Origin of the sequence: Vibrio sp. B1ASS3 (genome assembly GCF_905175355.1) — a bacterium.
Taxonomy (GTDB): Bacteria; Pseudomonadota; Gammaproteobacteria; order Enterobacterales; family Vibrionaceae; genus Vibrio; species Vibrio owensii.
Window position 1 is genome coordinate 2591872 of record NZ_HG992742.1, and the last position, 17142, is coordinate 2609013.

General features: G+C 47.2%; 15 protein-coding genes. 5 read left to right on the plus strand and 10 right to left on the minus strand.

Translation table 11 applies throughout. The features are described from left to right. Nucleotides 1-456: 456 nt before the first annotated feature. The 6 genes from KJB05_RS11840 to KJB05_RS11865 all read right to left on the minus strand — a co-directional run bounded on the left by KJB05_RS11840 (nucleotide 457) and on the right by KJB05_RS11865 (nucleotide 5224). Nucleotides 457-1011 carry a hypothetical protein gene (locus KJB05_RS11840; RefSeq protein ID WP_009705715.1) on the minus strand — a complete coding sequence of 185 codons (555 nt, stop codon included), beginning with the start codon at nucleotides 1009-1011 and terminating at the stop codon, nucleotides 457-459. A 100-nt stretch (nucleotides 1012-1111) separates the two neighbouring features. Beyond that, nucleotides 1112-1627 carry a sigma-70 family RNA polymerase sigma factor gene (locus KJB05_RS11845; RefSeq protein WP_208444168.1) on the minus strand — a complete coding sequence of 172 codons (516 nt, stop codon included), beginning with the start codon at nucleotides 1625-1627 and terminating at the stop codon, nucleotides 1112-1114. 82 nt (nucleotides 1628-1709) lie between these two features. Further along, nucleotides 1710-1958: a thioredoxin family protein gene (locus KJB05_RS11850; RefSeq protein WP_005437129.1), complete on the minus strand. Its 249-nt coding sequence runs from the start codon at nucleotides 1956-1958 to the stop codon at nucleotides 1710-1712. Between the two features lie 33 nt (nucleotides 1959-1991). Next, entirely contained in the window at nucleotides 1992-2978 is a 987-nt protein-coding gene (locus tag KJB05_RS11855) for a permease (RefSeq protein ID WP_208444169.1), read from the minus strand. A 100-nt stretch (nucleotides 2979-3078) separates the two neighbouring features. Continuing rightward, nucleotides 3079-4101 carry a tryptophan--tRNA ligase gene (gene trpS / locus KJB05_RS11860; protein WP_208444170.1) on the minus strand — a complete coding sequence of 341 codons (1023 nt, stop codon included), beginning with the start codon at nucleotides 4099-4101 and terminating at the stop codon, nucleotides 3079-3081. Nucleotides 4102-4726: 625 nt separating this feature from the next. Beyond that, complete coding sequence (locus tag KJB05_RS11865; RefSeq protein ID WP_208444171.1) at nucleotides 4727-5224, minus strand: type II secretion system protein; 498 nt, start codon at nucleotides 5222-5224, stop codon at nucleotides 4727-4729. A 377-nt stretch (nucleotides 5225-5601) separates the two neighbouring features. Here KJB05_RS11865 and katG point away from each other — a divergent pair, with 377 nt between their 5' ends. Next, the gene (katG, locus tag KJB05_RS11870; RefSeq protein ID WP_039841649.1) at nucleotides 5602-7782 is read left to right on the plus strand and encodes a catalase/peroxidase HPI; all 2181 of its coding nucleotides are present in this window, start codon (nucleotides 5602-5604) and stop codon (nucleotides 7780-7782) included. A 121-nt stretch (nucleotides 7783-7903) separates the two neighbouring features. Here katG and KJB05_RS11875 read toward each other — a convergent pair whose 3' ends face one another. The 4 genes from KJB05_RS11875 to KJB05_RS11890 form a co-directional block, all read right to left on the minus strand. Next, on the minus strand, nucleotides 7904-8974 hold the full coding sequence (locus tag KJB05_RS11875; protein WP_208444172.1) for a polysaccharide lyase family 7 protein: 1071 nt from the start codon (nucleotides 8972-8974) through the stop codon (nucleotides 7904-7906). Nucleotides 8975-9232: 258 nt separating this feature from the next. Beyond that, nucleotides 9233-10591 (minus strand): MATE family efflux transporter, encoded by a 1359-nt coding sequence (locus KJB05_RS11880; protein WP_208444173.1) that lies wholly within the window; start codon nucleotides 10589-10591, stop codon nucleotides 9233-9235. A gap of 114 nt (nucleotides 10592-10705) precedes the next feature. Continuing rightward, nucleotides 10706-11422 (minus strand): FadR/GntR family transcriptional regulator, encoded by a 717-nt coding sequence (locus KJB05_RS11885; RefSeq protein WP_208444174.1) that lies wholly within the window; start codon nucleotides 11420-11422, stop codon nucleotides 10706-10708. Between the two features lie 119 nt (nucleotides 11423-11541). Next, entirely contained in the window at nucleotides 11542-12318 is a 777-nt protein-coding gene (locus KJB05_RS11890) for an SDR family NAD(P)-dependent oxidoreductase (protein WP_005437107.1), read from the minus strand. Nucleotides 12319-12686: 368 nt separating this feature from the next. Here KJB05_RS11890 and KJB05_RS11895 point away from each other — a divergent pair, with 368 nt between their 5' ends. The 4 genes from KJB05_RS11895 (at nucleotide 12687) to KJB05_RS11910 (ending at nucleotide 17061) form a co-directional block, all read left to right on the plus strand. Then, nucleotides 12687-13406, plus strand: coding sequence for a FadR/GntR family transcriptional regulator (locus KJB05_RS11895; RefSeq protein ID WP_020197014.1), 720 nt, complete (start codon nucleotides 12687-12689; stop codon nucleotides 13404-13406). Nucleotides 13407-13579: 173 nt separating this feature from the next. Then, nucleotides 13580-15442 carry a putative nucleotidyltransferase substrate binding domain-containing protein gene (locus KJB05_RS11900; RefSeq protein WP_208444175.1) on the plus strand — a complete coding sequence of 621 codons (1863 nt, stop codon included), beginning with the start codon at nucleotides 13580-13582 and terminating at the stop codon, nucleotides 15440-15442. Further along, nucleotides 15442-16158 (plus strand): 3'-5' exonuclease, encoded by a 717-nt coding sequence (locus tag KJB05_RS11905; protein WP_208444176.1) that lies wholly within the window; start codon nucleotides 15442-15444, stop codon nucleotides 16156-16158. Before KJB05_RS11900 ends, KJB05_RS11905 begins: the two co-directional genes overlap by 1 nt. 18 nt (nucleotides 16159-16176) lie before the next feature. Next, nucleotides 16177-17061, plus strand: a complete 885-nt coding sequence (locus KJB05_RS11910; RefSeq protein WP_054822777.1) for a DMT family transporter — start codon at nucleotides 16177-16179, stop codon at nucleotides 17059-17061. The last annotated feature ends 81 nt before the right edge of the window (nucleotides 17062-17142 follow it).

The window sequence follows — 17142 nt, forward strand, 5'->3', positions numbered from 1 at the left end:
TCTAGGGAATGACGATGTTTGGGGTCGTGAACATAGGCAACAAATACGGCTTCCACTAACTCAAAGCTTAAACTGGGTCATTCCAGCAAGCCTAGGCGCGACTTGGAATCTGGTTTCAAGGAGCTGTGAATTTGAGATAACACCAAGATTCAACAGCACTTGGTAAGTAGATTCTGAATTACACTCGTCCCTCGTTTTTCAGAATGACGGTATTTAGAACATGTGTATGAGATGAGCTTCCCTACTCATTCATCTTCGCTCTAGGGAATGACGCTGTTTGGGGTCGTGATCGTAGGCAACAAATACGGCTTCCACTAACTCAAAGCTTAAGCGGGGTCATTCCAGCAAGCCTAGGCACGACTAGGAATCTGGTTCCCGCGAATGCTTGATACAAGAAGGTCGCTTACTTGAAAGCGAGCGACCTTTTGTTATTCATTCTTTGGTGCAACTCAAGGGTTACAACACGCGTAAGCACTCTTCCGGAGGCAAGCTCAAGAGCGTATTAGCGAAATTGATCTTCTCATCGCGCCATTTCAATGCCGCTTCTCGGCTGTCTTGCGAATGTCGGTCGGCTTCAAAGTAGCTTTTTCTTGGTAGTCCGTTTGCTGGTGTCATCACCATAGATTGTTCATTCAAACGAATCGTAAATAGGAACTGACCACGTTGCCCAGTTTGCGCTGCTGGGTGGTGCAATGTGGTATCGCAGCAATAGCGTTTATCACGTAGTGCGCGGCATGTGTATTCAAAGGCATCTTGAGCACCACGACCCGGGAACGCGGTATAAATACTGATGCCATCTCGTTGCAAAGACTGATCACCCGCCGCCAGTTGCACCGCGTATTGGATCATCCTAAAGCCCAGAACCACGCCACCAATGCTGTTCAATCCACTGTATTGAATTGCGCCTTCTAAGCTCAGACGAAGTTTGTCTTCCCCTTCATAAAGAAAAAGATCAGGCGATGCCCAATCACTCTTTGGAATAAGCAGTTGAGTAATATCCGAGTGTTCCATGTTGGTCTCCGCAACAATGAGTGTATTTGAGACCACAAACATAACGTAATGAGAATTATTATCAATAAATTTAAATCAGAAACGTTACTGTCAGAAAGATTTAAGGTTCAGCTTGAAAGGACTTAAAGCAGCAGACGCCCGTTTGGTCTTGGGTCACTTTGCATTCGCTCACCAAAATGCTTTTGAGCTCTATTCGGGCTCGACGTAAACGCGCCTTCACAGCGGGCAGGCTGAGTCGGTGTTTCTCTGCGTAGTCTTTTTGTGCCATGCCGTTGAGGTCACATTGCTCTATCACATCACGCTCTTGCTCGGTAAGTTTTACCAATACTTTTGGAAGACAACGTTGAAGTTGAACCATCGCGGGAGAAATTTCTGTTGGCGTGACAAACTCTTCGATTTCTACCGATTGGATTTTCCGTCTTAGTTGGTCGACGAAGTGGTTTCTGGTCATCTTAAACAGCCATGATTTACCGTCCTGCAATGTACAGAAACGCTCGCTGTTCTCCATGGCTTTCAGAAACACTTCTTGCATAATGTCTTCCGCTTCATGTGGATTTTGGGTTTGTTTTAGTAACCAACCATAAAGGCTCGGCTCTGCATGATTCCACGCATTCATCAAACATTTCATTCTTAAATCTCAATAGTCGTCGCGCGTGCCCATTCAAACAATCCGCACGCGCGACGCGCTTTCCTTGCCTTTACGCTACAACATCTTCTTTGAGCAAATCGCGAACCAGATCAACAGATGGCACTGAACCTGTGTGTTTCAACTCGCCATTAATCGCGACACCCGGTGTGCTCATAATGCCCGCTTTCATGATGGCTTCTAAACTGGTGACTTTTTCAATGCTGACTTGCTGCCCTAGCTCTTGTGCAACCTCGGCAATACGTTCTGCGGTGACGATGCAGTTCTTACAACCTGAACCATAAACTTGAATGCTTTTCATATCAGACTCCTGTGAGCATTTGCTCTGCTGTGATTAATAGAAGAAGTTAAACAACCAACCCGTGATAGAAATTGCCACCAGCAAGTAACCCGCGATGGCGCCAAGTAATCGGTATTGCATGACTTGTTTGAGCATCATGAACTCTGGCAAGCTCACGGCGACCGCTCCCATGCAAAACGCAAGCGTGGTTCCCAGTGGCATACCTTTGTCGATCAACGACGCCATGATTGGCACGATGCCCGTAGCGTTGGTGTAAATCGGAATAGCGCTGAGCGTGGCGAGTGGTACGGTCCACCATTGTCCATGTGCGAGGTTTTGCTCGAACCAATCAGCCGGAACAAAACCATGAATAAACGCACCGATACCCACCCCAACAAATACCCAAATCCAAATGCGCTTGAAGATGGTACTGGTTTCGTTCACGGCAAATTCGTGGCGTTGTTTCAACGTCATTGCCGGAGACTCAATCGCCGTTTGAGGCAGCGCATCTAGCTCATTGGCTTTTTGATACGCCTCGGCGAGGAATGGTTGTAACCAACGGTGAGCTTTAAAAGCATCTAGAACAAAGCCTGCAAAAATGCCCAGCAACATACCAATGACGACGTACATGATGGTGAATTTCAGACCAAGGACACTGCCAAGCATGATGACCACCACCTCGTTGATCAGAGGCGAGGTAATAAGAAATGCGATGGTCACACCAATAGGAATGCGCGCGGAGACAAAACCCATAAACAGAGGAATAGAACTGCACGAGCAAAACGGGGTAATCGCACCAAACAGAGAACCAAGAAAGTACCCCACACCACGGTGCTTGCCTTGCAGATATTGGCGAACTTTGTCCACACTCAAGCTGGCTCTCAGTGCGGAGATAACGTAAATCAACACAACCAGTAAGACTAGGATCTTACTTGTGTCTTCAATAAAGAAATGAACACCTTTTGCCATTGAAGTGCTGGCTTCCAGGTTGAAAATGGAATACGTCAGCCAGTCGGCAAAATGGGTAAAAACGTCCAACATAGTGGCACCCTCTAAACGATTTACCTCTAACACGTTTGAGGTCGCAAAAGGATGCACACTTTTTTGAATTATTTTTTGGTCGTGATTTGCAGACCCGATTTCAGAACAGATTCAGACCAAACACACCTTTCACATCAAATAGCACTTGCTCAGTTTTCTCACGTGAACGTTGGCTGCCTTGTTTAAGGATTTCGATCAATTGTGCTTTGTCATCTAAAAACATGGCGCGTTTTTCTCGGATTGGACGAAGCATCTCTTGCAGGCACTCTTCCAGCACTTTCTTGGTTGTTCCGTCACCCAGCCCACCACGGCGATAATGCGCTTTTAACTCTTCCACATAAGCTTTATCAGTATGGAAGGCATCAAGGTAAGTGAACACGATGTTGCCTTCCACTTGGCCTGGATCTTCAATACGTAAGTGGTTTGGATCGGTGTACATGGATTTCACCGCTGCTTTGATTTCTTTCTCTGTCGCGCCAAGATTGATTGCGTTACCCATGCTTTTCGACATTTTGTTTTTGCCATCCGTGCTTGGCAGACGCGGCGCGTCACTGAGCAGTGGACGACACTCTTTCAAAATGGTTTCCCCGCCCAGATGGTTTATCTTTCTCACGATTTCATTGGTTTGCTCTAGCATTGGCAATTGGTCATCACCAACGGGAACAAGTGTCGCGTGAAAGCCGGTAATGTCGGCCGCTTGGGATATTGGGTAAGTCAAAAATCCAGCCGGAATGGAACGCTCAAACCCTTTGCTTTGGATTTCGTTTTTCACCGTCGGGTTACGCTCCAAGCGTGCGATAGAAACCAAGTTGCTGTAGTACATGGTTAGCTCAGCAAGCGCCGGAACCTGGGACTGCAAGCAGATGGTGGTTTGATTCGGATCGATGCCAACAGCAAGGTAATCGGCGATGACGTTCAAGATATTGGAAGAGACCTTGGAAGGATTGTGCGCGTTATCGGTTAAGCCCTGCATGTCGGCAACGAGAATGGTTTGATCGTGCTGAGTTTGTAGCGTGACACGCTGTTTTAGTGAGCCAACATAATGACCTAAATGCAGAGGGCCAGTAGCTCGGTCGCCAGTGAGAATGACTTCGCGTTGTTGAGTGTTTTGTGTGGTGTTCATAACTTATCTCCGAATAAAAATAGATCGCTACTGGAGATAAAAAGACATGACACTCTTAGCTACCGTCCAGCAGCGTAAGAATGTAAAGATTCCGCGCCGCTCTAATTAGAGCGCCACCAGAAGAAGTTTGATGAAGGTGTGAATGTCGTTTTCATGCTTTTAAAACTAACAAGGAGCAGAGCTGAAAACAACCCTACTCCTTGTACAATTTGATTTTTCAGTTTTGGCACGCTTTGCCAGCACGGCATCAAATCTGGATATACATGGCGATGACCAGTGCAGCACCAAATAGGCTACCCGATACAAACGCACACAATACCGCTTTATTCTGTTTGCTTCTCATCCTTTACTTCTCGACTTTAGAGCACGTAGAGCAACGCTGATTGCTCCGCTCTGATACTAAGTTGAACAGTGATAAATCCTTTCCGGTGAATCGATACGCCAAACAATCTTCGGTTCACTCTGTTGCACACAGCGTTACGATTTTTGGCGAAAACTTAAACCACTTAGTCCAAGAAGTGTGATGACGTTAGAACAAGTTCAATGAAAGCCGACAAGGTTTACAGAGACGTGTTTATTAAAAACGGCCAGATTTATTGTGCAAAACGGCAAAGACTCGAAGCAATCAACAACCAGATGTCATCGTCTCAAAACTCGGTTCTGAGCCTTCTCCCGATGCTTGGGTGTAAAGGAAATAGCATTGACCGTTCTCTAATGCATCGGCGCTTTGAGCAAAACCAATATAGAGTTTGTTCTTGCCCGGCGCCTCTGGATCAGACACCACCAAATCCCCATCGAGGTTCACCATTTCTTCAACTGAGACGTTGTCTAAATGCCCCCAAACCATCAAAGGTTCGCCATCGTCCTGCGCGCCATTTTTGTTCAAATCTAAAAAGGTATTGTCTGTTGCCGTGGAGCCAATCGATACGCCATAACCAAGCTGATACTTGGCATTGGCAATTTGGTTGGCGTTCACCACAGCGCCTCTCACGCCCTCGATTACTGCCGCTCTCGCACCGCCCTGAATATTCAAAAAACGTGGTGCGGCGGTCACGGCTAATATCCCAAGAATCACGATAACCACGACTAATTCAATTAAGGTGAAACCCTTTGCTGTTCTCATTTAAAAGCCCTGTATTTGTTGCTTAGGGCACATGTTAGAGCGGTGAAATGAGATTACTATTGGCCAACATTGGATTGGGAAATCTTACGTCGGGTTCGAGAACAATCTGACAAAGTGGCGAGGGTGAAGCGACGCTTTGAGATTCATTTTCTCGCACTAGACTAAGCTTGCGGAAACCATCCCCTTAATCCTTTATCTTCGAAAAGAATTACTGAGATCCAACGTCCATATTGAGCATTAAATACGGTTAAGTTATTGAAGAATGACGCTGATCATCTTTTGAACAAAATCCCGAAATATAACGTAAAACCGCAAGGGCGAAATACGCAACCTGTAGCTAAACTTTGGGAACACTAACCCCAGTTAGGGAGCAAGAGATGAGCGACAAAAACAATCACTCCAAATGTCCTGTCATGCATGGAGCGAATACCAACCAACAGGCAGCTGAATTCAATTGGTGGCCGAAAACCCTCAACCTCGACATTCTTCATCAACACGACCAAAAAACCGACCCAATGGGCGCGGATTTTAACTATGCCGATGCTTTTAACTCTCTCGATTTAGAGGAAGTAAAAAAAGACCTAAAAGATCTGATGACTGACAGCCAAGATTGGTGGCCAGCGGACTGGGGTCATTACGGTGGCTTAATGATTCGTATGGCGTGGCACTCTGCGGGTACTTATAGAATTGCGGATGGTCGTGGTGGCGCAAGCCGAGGTAATCAGCGTTTTGCTCCACTCAACAGTTGGCCAGATAACGGCAACCTAGATAAAGCACGTCGCCTACTTTGGCCAATCAAAAGAAAATACGGCAACAAATTGTCTTGGGCCGATTTGATGATTCTTGCTGGTAACATGGCTTATGAATCCATGGGCTTTAAGACGTTTGGTTTTGCTGGCGGTCGTGAAGACATTTGGCATCCTGAAAAAGACATCTACTGGGGCGCAGAAAAAGAGTGGTTGCAACCAAGTGGCGGCGAGAACAATCGTTACTCCGGTGAACGCGATCTAGAAAACCCGCTTGCAGCCGTAATGATGGGTTTGATTTACGTAAACCCTGAAGGGGTCGATGGCAAACCTGACCCAATCAAAACTGCACATGATATGCGTGTCACCTTTGCGCGCATGGCAATGAACGATGAAGAAACCGTAGCGCTCACCGCGGGTGGTCACACTGTGGGTAAAGCACACGGTAATGGTGATGCTTCCCTACTCGGCCCTGAGCCGGAAGGCGCAGAAATCGAAGACCAAGGCTTTGGTTGGCTGAACAAAACCTCTCGCGGCATAGGACGTGATACCGTCACCAGTGGTGTGGAAGGTGCGTGGACCACTAACCCAACCAAATGGGATAACGGTTACTTCCACTTGTTATTCACTTACGACTGGTGGGTTACTAAGAGCCCTGCGGGTGCTGCTCAATGGGAGCCAGTAAACATCAAAGAAGAAGATATGCCGGTGGATGTGGAAGACCCAAGCATTCGTCGCAATCCAATGATGACCGATGCGGATATGGCGCTTAAGTTTGATCCGGAATACCGCAAGATTGCAGAGCGTTTCCGTGATGATCCTAAGTACTTCGAAGATTGTTTCGCTCGCGCTTGGTTTAAGCTTACTCACCGCGATCTAGGCCCTAAATCTCGTTACCTCGGCCCTGATGTGCCAGCAGAAGATTTGATTTGGCAAGATCCCGTGCCACCTGTCTCTTACCATCTATCTGAAGAGAACATCGATGCGCTCAAGATGGCGATTCTCAATAGTGAATTGAGCATTGCTGAGCTGGTTTCTACCGCATGGGACAGCGCTCGTACTTACCGTGGTTCTGACCGTCGCGGTGGTGCTAATGGCGCACGTATTCGTCTTGCCCCGCAAAAAGATTGGGTGGGGAACGAGCCAGAAAGATTGCAGAAAGTATTGAGCGTGCTCGACGATATTCGCACCACACACAACTCGCCAATTAGCATGGCGGATTTAATTGTGCTAGCTGGTGGCGTAGGTATCGAGAAAGCGGCATCCAACGCAGGTATGAATGTCTCTGTACCATTTAGCCAAGGACGCGGAGATGCAACGGACGCCATGACCGATGCCGATTCGTTTGACGTGCTTGAACCAATTCACGATGGCTTCCGCAACTGGCTAAAATCCGATTACGTCGTAACGGCAGAAGAACTGTTATTGGAAAGAAGCCAATTGATGCAACTGACCGCTGTCGAGATGACGGTGCTCATTGGTGGTATGCGTGTCCTTGGCACCAATTATGGTGGTACGAGCCAAGGCGTATTCACCGATAACGTCGGCGCACTGACCAACGATTTCTTCGTTAACCTCACTGATATGAGCTACACATGGCATCCAACCGGTGATAACGAGTACGAAATCCGCGAACGCGCTTCTGGCCAAACCAAATGGACAGCGTCACGTGTCGACTTAGTATTCGGCTCTAACTCGGTACTGCGCTCTTACGCTGAGGTTTACGCTCAGGACGATAACAAAGAGAAGTTTGTCCAAGACTTTGTGGCAGCTTGGGTGAAAGTGATGAACAACGATCGCTTCGATCTATAACGTTCTCCCAGACGCAGACAAACATAGATACCGATAAACATAGACACCAAAAAACTTAGCAACCCACTAAAAATCCCTACCACGTGGTAGGGATTTTTTAGCAAGGCGCCTAATTTAGGGCTTATTTGCCGTTTAACTCCAGGACAGAGAAGGTCGCACTGCTGTAATCGCCGTTCTTCTTATCCGTCTCGAAATCTCCCGTTCCTTCACAGCCTGTCGCCCAGAAGTTATCGCCAGTTTTTACGCTGCATTGTCCGTAAGCGCCCGCTTTAAAGTAGAACCACTCGTTCGCATAACCTTTCGCGAAATCTTTCTTATCCACTTTTCCATAAGCGTCGACGTTATTGCTCAAGTCGAGTTCATACTTCACGGTTGGGTGGCCTTCAGCTTCGAATGCGAGCTGCATAATGTTACCTTCGACTTTTACGCTGTAGCTGAACTCCTCACCAAGTGCGATGCCTTTGTCTCCCGGCTCGGCGTTGCTTTCCCATGTATTACCCCATACCGGATAAGCGATGTCTGTGCGATCAGGATCCGCTTTCGCTAGGTTGCGTTCGTATGTCCAGAACACCGATCCCATCTTATGGTTAGGCCATTTCTTGTAGAAGATTTTTAGTGGTTCGTTGCCGTGTCCAAAGCCTGTGTTCGCCTCTAATTGAGCCGGATCTTTGCCTGCATGAATTTGCCCTACCACGACGGAATACGCTGGGTATTTTTCTGGGTTCTTAGAGCGCGTAGCAACGTGGTTTACTTTTAATGTCGCTTCTAATGTTCCTCCTACTGCGCTGAATGATTCCGCTTGAGGGTGCGCGGCAATCGCCCAGTTGTTTTCTGGTGCTTTCACACTGATATCGACATCAGTGCCTCGACCCATTTGGCGCAGCTCAGAACGCGCGTTTGTAGAGCCCTTTGTTGTCACGGCCATGTTCGGCACTTCAAAGACCATATTGTCGTTTTCATCTAAGAAGAAAAATTGGTGATGTGAGTAGCTGAGCATCGCCACGCCTTCGATTTCATCCGCTCGACCGTTGTTGTCTTTGTCCATTGGCAAGGTGATTTTCCAGTTCATCATATCGAACTTATCCGCAGGCACTGGATGAGGTGTCTGATTATGGGCCAAAACGGTCATTGGTAACGTAGTAAGTAAGGCGGCAGCGAGGAGATTCTTGTTCAGTCTTTTGTTATTACACATGGATTTGGATTTCCTTATCTATGTATTATTGTCGTACATATTAATTATTAATCCAGAGATTAAACCGAACGGAAAATCGGGTGTGTAAAATCGCTCACAGTTTGATCATCGCAAGTTCTACTTGGATCAAACTTTAAGAAAAAGTATTAGATAAAAGCAGGTTATTTAAACCAAACACTCAACAGTAAACTATAGAGACAAAAAGCCCTCATCATTGAGGGCCTTTACTAAACCAAAAATCAAAATAAAAACGACAAATTAATCATACATAAGCTTCTCAGCTTTCTTGAGATCAAACTCGTTGAGAGATTTACGCGCCAAGTGCCTAAATGGCAGTGCTTTCACTATTTCTTCAAATGGCATAACGGCGAACGCCCAAAAGAAAGAGAGATCCCAGTGCAGAATAATTAATGCACACAGTGGGATGGACACAATCCACTGGCCAGTGAAGTTGATCTTGAAGACTTCTGTGGTCTTGCCCAACGCACGCAATACGTGACCGTGTACCGTGTTATAGCCACGAACAATCGGCAGAAAGACGTATAACGGCGCTATAGAAGCGAGGGCAACGTAGGTGCTTGGATCTAGGTCTGGGTATAAATCCGGTAGAACAAAACTCAAGGCTAAAAAGAACGCCGCAGAGACAAACGAGATCATCACAGCCATGTCGATGCTGATATCAACATTCTTACGCAGCTCATCCATTTGACGTGAACCAATCGCTTGGCTGATCGTGATCGCCGACGAGTGTGCCCAAGCCGTGATGAACTGAGTCCCTGCTTTGATCCAAGGCATCACGATGGTCATCGCTACGTACGCGTTCAATGTCAGCTGTGAGTACAGCAACATGTAGATAGTTGCGCCGGTTTGCAACATTGTCACGTTGGCTGCAACGGGGAAAATCTCTTTAAAGTGATTCAGCGTGTTGGCCTTCAGTGAGGCGTCTAAGTTCTTAATCGACAAGACGATGGAATCATCCCATCGAATACAAAGCGTTAAGTACAGCAATCGAATGGTGATGGCGATTAAGCTGCCTGCTGCCGCGCCTTGCACACCTATGCCCTCAAAACCAGCAAAGCCATGAATCAACACGTACGACATTGCCATGTTGACGGGCAGCTCAATCAAGTAACCTTTGAACGGCACTTTGGTTCGGCCAAGCGCATTAAATAAAGCAATCATGACTTGCGTAATCGCGTTGAAGATGATGATGAACTTGGCCACAGCGAGGTAACGTTCGGTCTCTGCATAAAGAGCAACGTTGTCGGTCAACTTACTGATCAACGCTTTGTCGAAGGCGGTAATCAGTGTCCAAAACACAACCGCGACCAAAACGTTGATAATTAAGCCCGCCCAGAAGCCTTTGTTCAGCGATAGGTGTTGCCCAGATCCAACCGCTCGACTGAGTACCAACTGTGAGCCGTTCGCCAACGCCATTTGGATACCTAAAACAAAGGAGACGATGGTGGTAGCAATACCCATGGCAGCAAGGGGAACTTCACCGAGTGGTGAGACAAGGAAGGTGTCGATCATTAACATCGACTGCATTAATAATGCGTTCAAGGCCAACGGCCAAGCAAGGGAGAGATTTTTTCTTATATAGGGTTGGGAAGACATGGTAGACCTTTCGGAGTTGTCACAAGCGCAACTAGCAAGCAAGCCGTTGCCGCTAAACGTTGGCCTTGCCCTATCCTTTCAACGTTAGAGCAAAGCCAAATACACGTTGATTCATCAACCGTTGACGACCTGAGCCAGTTTTTGGTTTTCGTCGTTAAGCAATGTATGCGACGCGATACGAGCTTGGTCTCCATTCCCCGCCATAATGGCGTCGTAAATCGCGCGATGCTCTTCAAGACAGAATCGACCGCCTTCAGCTGAATGATCGATAAACTGCTTGAAGATGGTCGACAAAATATTGCTAAACGGAATGTAGAATTGATTGCCTGTTGCAAGGAATATTGTCTGGTGGAACAGGTGGTCGTTGACCGTCCAATCGTCATAATCGAAACGATTGGCTGCCATGGTCATACGCTGAAAAATGACCGACAACTCTTTGCGTTGCTCTGCCGTTGCGTTATTCGCCGCTAAGGCACAAGCCTCTGGTTCAATCGCTTTACGCAACCCCAAAAACTGAGCCAGAAACGGCTCGGTATCTTCTAAATCTTGAATCCATTCCAAGAGTTGAGGATCGAGAAAATGCCAGTGGTTGCGCGCGCGAATGGTCGTCCCCACCTTCGGCTTTGACTCGATTAGCCCTTTTGCTGAGAGCAGTTTGGTTGACTCGCGTAATGCTGTGCGACTCACGCCAAACGCGTCACAGAGATCCATCTCATTGGGTAGCTTTTCATTTTGGTTTAGCTCACCTGACAGTATTTTGCGGGCGATTTGTCTGGCAACTTGCACATGGATCTTGCGGTGTGAATCCTCCACAAGAGAAAACTTTGCCATTTGACGCTCCTTATAATTATGCTTCCAGTGCCGTAGCACTTGATAAATGATCAAAAAAAGCCAGACGAAGCTGGCTTTTTGAGGTCAGTGTATTCGTCTGAAACGAAATAGGTCAGCGCTTATGGCGCCATTTGTCCGCCGTTTACATCCAGCACTTGGCCAGTGATGTAACCAGAACATGCATGTGAAGCGAAGAAAGCAAACGTTGGTGCTACTTCTTCGATTCGACCGAAGCGACCCATAGGGATACCGCTTGCGATTGCTGCTTTCAACTCGTCAGATTTACCATCGTGGAATGCGGTGTCGATAGTGCCTGGAGAAACGATGTTGAAACGGATGTTGTCTTTAGTGAACTCTTTCACCCAGTTACGGTGAATGTCGTGTAACCACGCTTTTGATGCCGCGTAGATACCAGCACCAACACCGCCGCCTTCACGAGCTGCGATAGAGCCAGTGCTGATCACACATGCTGTCTCACCAGACTCCGCTGCCGACGCACGTAGGTGCGGAATTGAGTATTTGGTTGTCATCAACGCAGAACGAGCGTTCAGATCCATCACGCGGTTGTAGAACTCATCATCGATGTTTTCTAGGTTTTCACGACCGCCAAGACCACCAGCGTTGTTGATTAGCACGTCCATGCCACCGAAATGATCGGTAAATTCCTTAACCAGTTTTTCGCAATCTGCGGTCACCATAAGGTTCGCTTGGAAAAACTTAACATCGCCACCAAGTGCGGTTAGCTCAGTCACTGCTGCATCTGCGTCAGGACCAGTTTGATGACTGTTAATGCCGATTTTCGCGCCGTATTTTGCGAACACGCGTGCCGCCGCTAGGCCCATACCTGATGTAGAACCTGTGATAAGTACGCGCTTACCTTTCAAATCGTTAAACATGACGGTTTACCTATGTTAGTTATTCGTGCTTTCGAAATAAATCATACAATAAGATCTTTCGGTCGCAAGCGTATTTGCGCCCAATTGAGCGAGATCCGGCAAAATTCGTCAGTTTTGCGTTGCATTTGTGGTTTGGGTCACAACAAGTAGGATTTTACAGCTATTATTTGTATGAATAATTTAACAACTTGATAGCGATAAAAACAATATTGAAGAAGCGGTCAAGTCAACGCAATCATTGATTGTGTCTAGTGGAAACACGCGTTATGTGAACCTTCTTATATTACGTTCACATCTGCTTGGTGGGTGGGGGCAAGAGTGCTATAGTACGGCTTAAATAATACATATTTAGTAATTAAGTGAAGATTATGTCTGGCGAATTTCATTCTATCTCAGGCTCTAAGCGAAGCCTTCATGTGCAAGTAGCGCGTGAAATCGCACGTGGTATTTTGTCTGGTAAGCTTCCTCAGGGCTCTATCCTACCTGGCGAAATGGTTCTTTGTGAGCAATTTGGCATCAGCCGTACTGCACTACGTGAAGCAGTGAAATTGCTAACGTCGAAAGGTCTACTTGAGTCGCGTCCTAAAGTTGGTACTCGCGTCATCAACCGCGCTTACTGGAACTTCTTAGATCCTCAACTGATTGAATGGATGGACGGTCTTGCTGATACTGACCAGTTCTGTGGTCAATTCCTCGGTTTACGCCGTGCGATCGAGCCAGAGGCATGTGCACTTGCTGCTATCCACGCGACTGCGGAACAACGTATTGAATTATCTGAAACTTTCCAACAGATGGTCGACGTTGCAGAAGCGGAAGAGTTTGATCACGAAAAATGGATGGAAGTGGACACTCGCTTCCACAGCCTGATCTTCAATGCAACAGGTAACGACTTCTACCTACCGTTTGGCAATATCCTAACGACGATGTTCGTTAACTTTATTGCGCACTCTTCGGAAGAAGGCAGCACTTGTATCAAAGAACACCGTCAGATTTACGATGCAATCATGGCAGGCAACGCTGACAAAGCGCGTCAAGCATCAGCGAATCACTTATTAGACTCTAAGCACCGCTTAGCGCCAGTAAAATAAGTTCAGCGACAAACCATAGAAAGCACGCGTCCTTCGCGTGCTTTTTTGTATCTACTCCCCTCTTGTTCTAGCCAGAATCCTCTCTATCCTCACAAAAAACTTCTTATTCAGTGATACTTTGATTAAATTTAGATATATAATAATACAAATTAAATTTATTAAAGTGCTGTGTTATGACTGAATCTTTGCTGCCAAACATCCTGCAATTTATTGGGCAAATCGACCCATTCGACAAGATCCCAAAACCCGCCTTGCGTGAACTCGCATCGCACGTGCAGATTACCTACCTTGGCAAAGGTGAAGTCATCGACCAATGCGTGACAGGCCAAGAAAAGTCACTCTACATCATACGTACTGGCTCTATGGAGCAAAGAAAGTCCGATGGTGTGCTACGTGCGAAACTGGGGCCAGAAGACATCTTCGGTTTTACCTTTCTTGGCAGCCAAATCGACAGCACGAAAGGCTACCGTGCCATCGCAATTGAGAACTCACTGGTTTACGTGATTCCCAACTCGGCGCTTAAAAAGCTGTTCGAAACCCACCCTGAATGTGCAGAACACTTTGCTTCTCAAGCGCAAGTTCGTTTGAAATCCGCGCTGGATGTGGTGTGGTCAAACAAAGAGAAAGGCTTGTTCATTCGCCGCGTTGGTGAGGTTGCCAGCGGTCGTGTTGCTGTGGTGACTGCCGACCAGTCGATTCAAACCGTTGCAAACGAGATGCTAACCAAATGCTCGCCATGCGCCGTGGTTTACGAGAACGACAAAATTGTAGGCTTGATTACCGACCGCGATATGACCAAGCGCGTTATCGCACAAGGGGTAAGTACTGACCGCCCTATTTCTGAAGTGATGACCCACGATCCGCAAACCATCAAACCGGATGATCTCGTCTTGCATGCCGCATCGATGATGATGCAGCACAATATTCGCAACCTGCCATTAGTGGAAAACAACAAGGTCGTCGGCGTGCTGACTACGACACACCTTGTGCAAAACCACCGTGTGCAAGCCATCTTCTTGATCGAGAAAATCAAATACGCAGGTAGCGTGAAATCCCTGTCGAGCTTTACCCCAGAGCGCCAGGCTATCTTTGAAGCTTTGGTAGATGGACACGTTTCACCGGAAGTCATCGGTAAAGTGATGACGATGATCATGGACGCTTACACGCGTCGCTTGATTCAAATCGCGATTGATAAACTTGGTCCACCGCCATGTAAGTTCTCATGGATTGTGGCAGGCTCCCACGCTCGTAACGAAGTCCACATGTTGTCAGATCAAGACAGCGCGATTGTCCTTGCTGATCACGCGACGGAGAACGACCGAATTTACTTCAAGCACCTTGCTATGATCGTCAGTAACGGCCTTGCGAGCTGTGATTACCCTTTATGTCCTGGCAAGTTTATGGCCGCAACGCCAAAGTGGTGCCAACCTCTTAGCGTTTGGAAGAAGTACTACAAGAAATGGGTTGCCAACCCAGAACACGAGCGCTTACTAAACATCAGCGTGTTCTTGGAAATTCGTACCCTTTACGGCAATAAAGATTACGAGAGCATCTTGCGAGATGAACTGCACACCAACATTCGCAGCAATCGTGAGTTCCTCTCCATGCTTGTGAACGATGCGGTGAACACCAACCCACCGTTGGGCATCTTCAACAGTTTGGTTTTGGAGAAGTCAGGGGAGAACAAGAAGACGCTCGATGTGAAGAAATACGCCATCAATCTGATCATCGATTTGGCACGCATTTACGGTTTGGCGGTAGAGTGCGACTTAACGGCAACCGACGAGCGTTTCAAAGCCGCGAATGAAGCGGGCGTATTAAGTGAAGATGCGTACAAGAACATTTTGAATGCCTACCAGTTCATCTTGTCGTTCCGTTTTGCTCATCAGTTAGAAGCGCTGAAACGCGGTGAAGAGCCAAATAACCACATCGACCCAAATACGTTCGGTAGCTTTGAACGCCAACACCTGAAAGACGCCTTCCGAATTATTGCTGACTTGCAAGAAGCGGCGAAAGTGCGCTTTGGGAGCCGTTAATGAAGCGAATCTTAGAACACTTTCATCCTTGCTCGCGTCTGAATCGAAAGCGCGAGCAATACGTTAAACAGACAACCATGCCAGATCACATTAAAGCGCTGGTTCAAACGCCACGTCTGGAAGCGGCGCAATTTGCACAAGACGCCAATTACATAGTGCTGGATTTGGAGACAACCGGCTTAGACAGCGAAGAAGATTTGATTTTGTCGATCGGTTGGGTAGACATTGCGAATGGCAAAGTGGATCTGGCCACCAGCCAGCACATGTACATCAATAGCGATTCGCAAATCAAACCAGAAACCGCGGTGATCAACCATATTACGCCGCAAATGCTGTCCGAAGGCGTTTCTATCCATGATGCCATGCGTGCGTTTTTTCATGCAGCCAAAGGCAAGATCTTGGTAGCTCACGCGTGTGTGGTCGAAACCCAGTTCATCAATCAATATCTACATCGTGTGTTTAAACTCAGCGAACCGCCTTTGGTTTGGCTCGACACCATGTGCATTGAAAAGCATCTACAGAAAGCGATTAATCCTCGTGACGAAATTGATGTCACTCTCTCTGGCACCCGCGCTCGCTATGGCTTACCTGAATACAATGGGCACAATGCGTTAGCGGATGCGGTTGCGACTGCAGAGCTGTTGTTGGCACAAAAAACTCGCATTACTCCTCAAGGAAAAACCACCATCGGTACCCTTTATCGATTGAGTCTCTAACTCTCTATACATTCCAATATGAAAAAATCTGATGTCTCTAGCGCCATCTTCCTTTTGGTGGCGGCGAACTTGGTTGCGTCTCTTTCTGACGTTTCCCTCAAAATGCTTAATGGCGAAGTGCCCACTTTTCAATACGTCTTTATTCGCCAATTAATCAGTCTGGTGTTGCTGTTACCTCTTTGGCTTCGTTTGGATAAACGAGAACGTCAAATGGGATGCGATTGGATCACCTTCTGGCGTGCGCAGTTGATTCTGATAGGCAGTGCCAGCGCTATGGTAGCGATCACGCATCTGCCATTGGCGACAGCGAATGCGATTTTTTATGTCGGTCCACTATTGGTGCTGCCGCTGTCGGTTATCTTCCTTAAAGAAAAGCCCTCCAAAGGTAAGATTTTCGGTACTTTAATTGGCTTTGGTGGCGTCTTAATTGTGCTTCGTCCCGAACATTTCCATTGGGCTGCAATCATTGCGCTCGGCAGTGCGCTTGCCATCGGTGTGGGCAACATCCTTATTCGTCGTATGCCACAAGAGCAGCCTTTGGTGTGCACCTTGTTTTGGACAACGTTAATGACATTACCAGTCGCTCTATTGCTCGCCTACCCTCAATGGCAAGCCATTACCTGGCAACACCTGATGTGGATTGTCGCGATTAACTTGTTTGTGCTTGCTTATCATGCCTTGGTGGTCAAAGCGTTTAAGCGTGCTCCTGCGAGCCAGATTGCACTGGCTGAGTATTCCGGACTGGCGTTTGTAACACTGTTTGGCGTGATGTGGTTTGATGAAATACCCGACCTATTTACCGCGCTCGGTATCGTCCTGATTGTACTGCCGATGATGCCGCTCAATTGGCAGCGTTTATTGGGGAACAAACGTCGAGTAGAGACTGCGCAAGAAGTGTCTTAATCGTCTCAAGCAATGCAATAAATACTCAAGAGGAGCACAGCGCTCCTCTTTTTTATTGTGCTTAAGCTATCTTGCGAATAC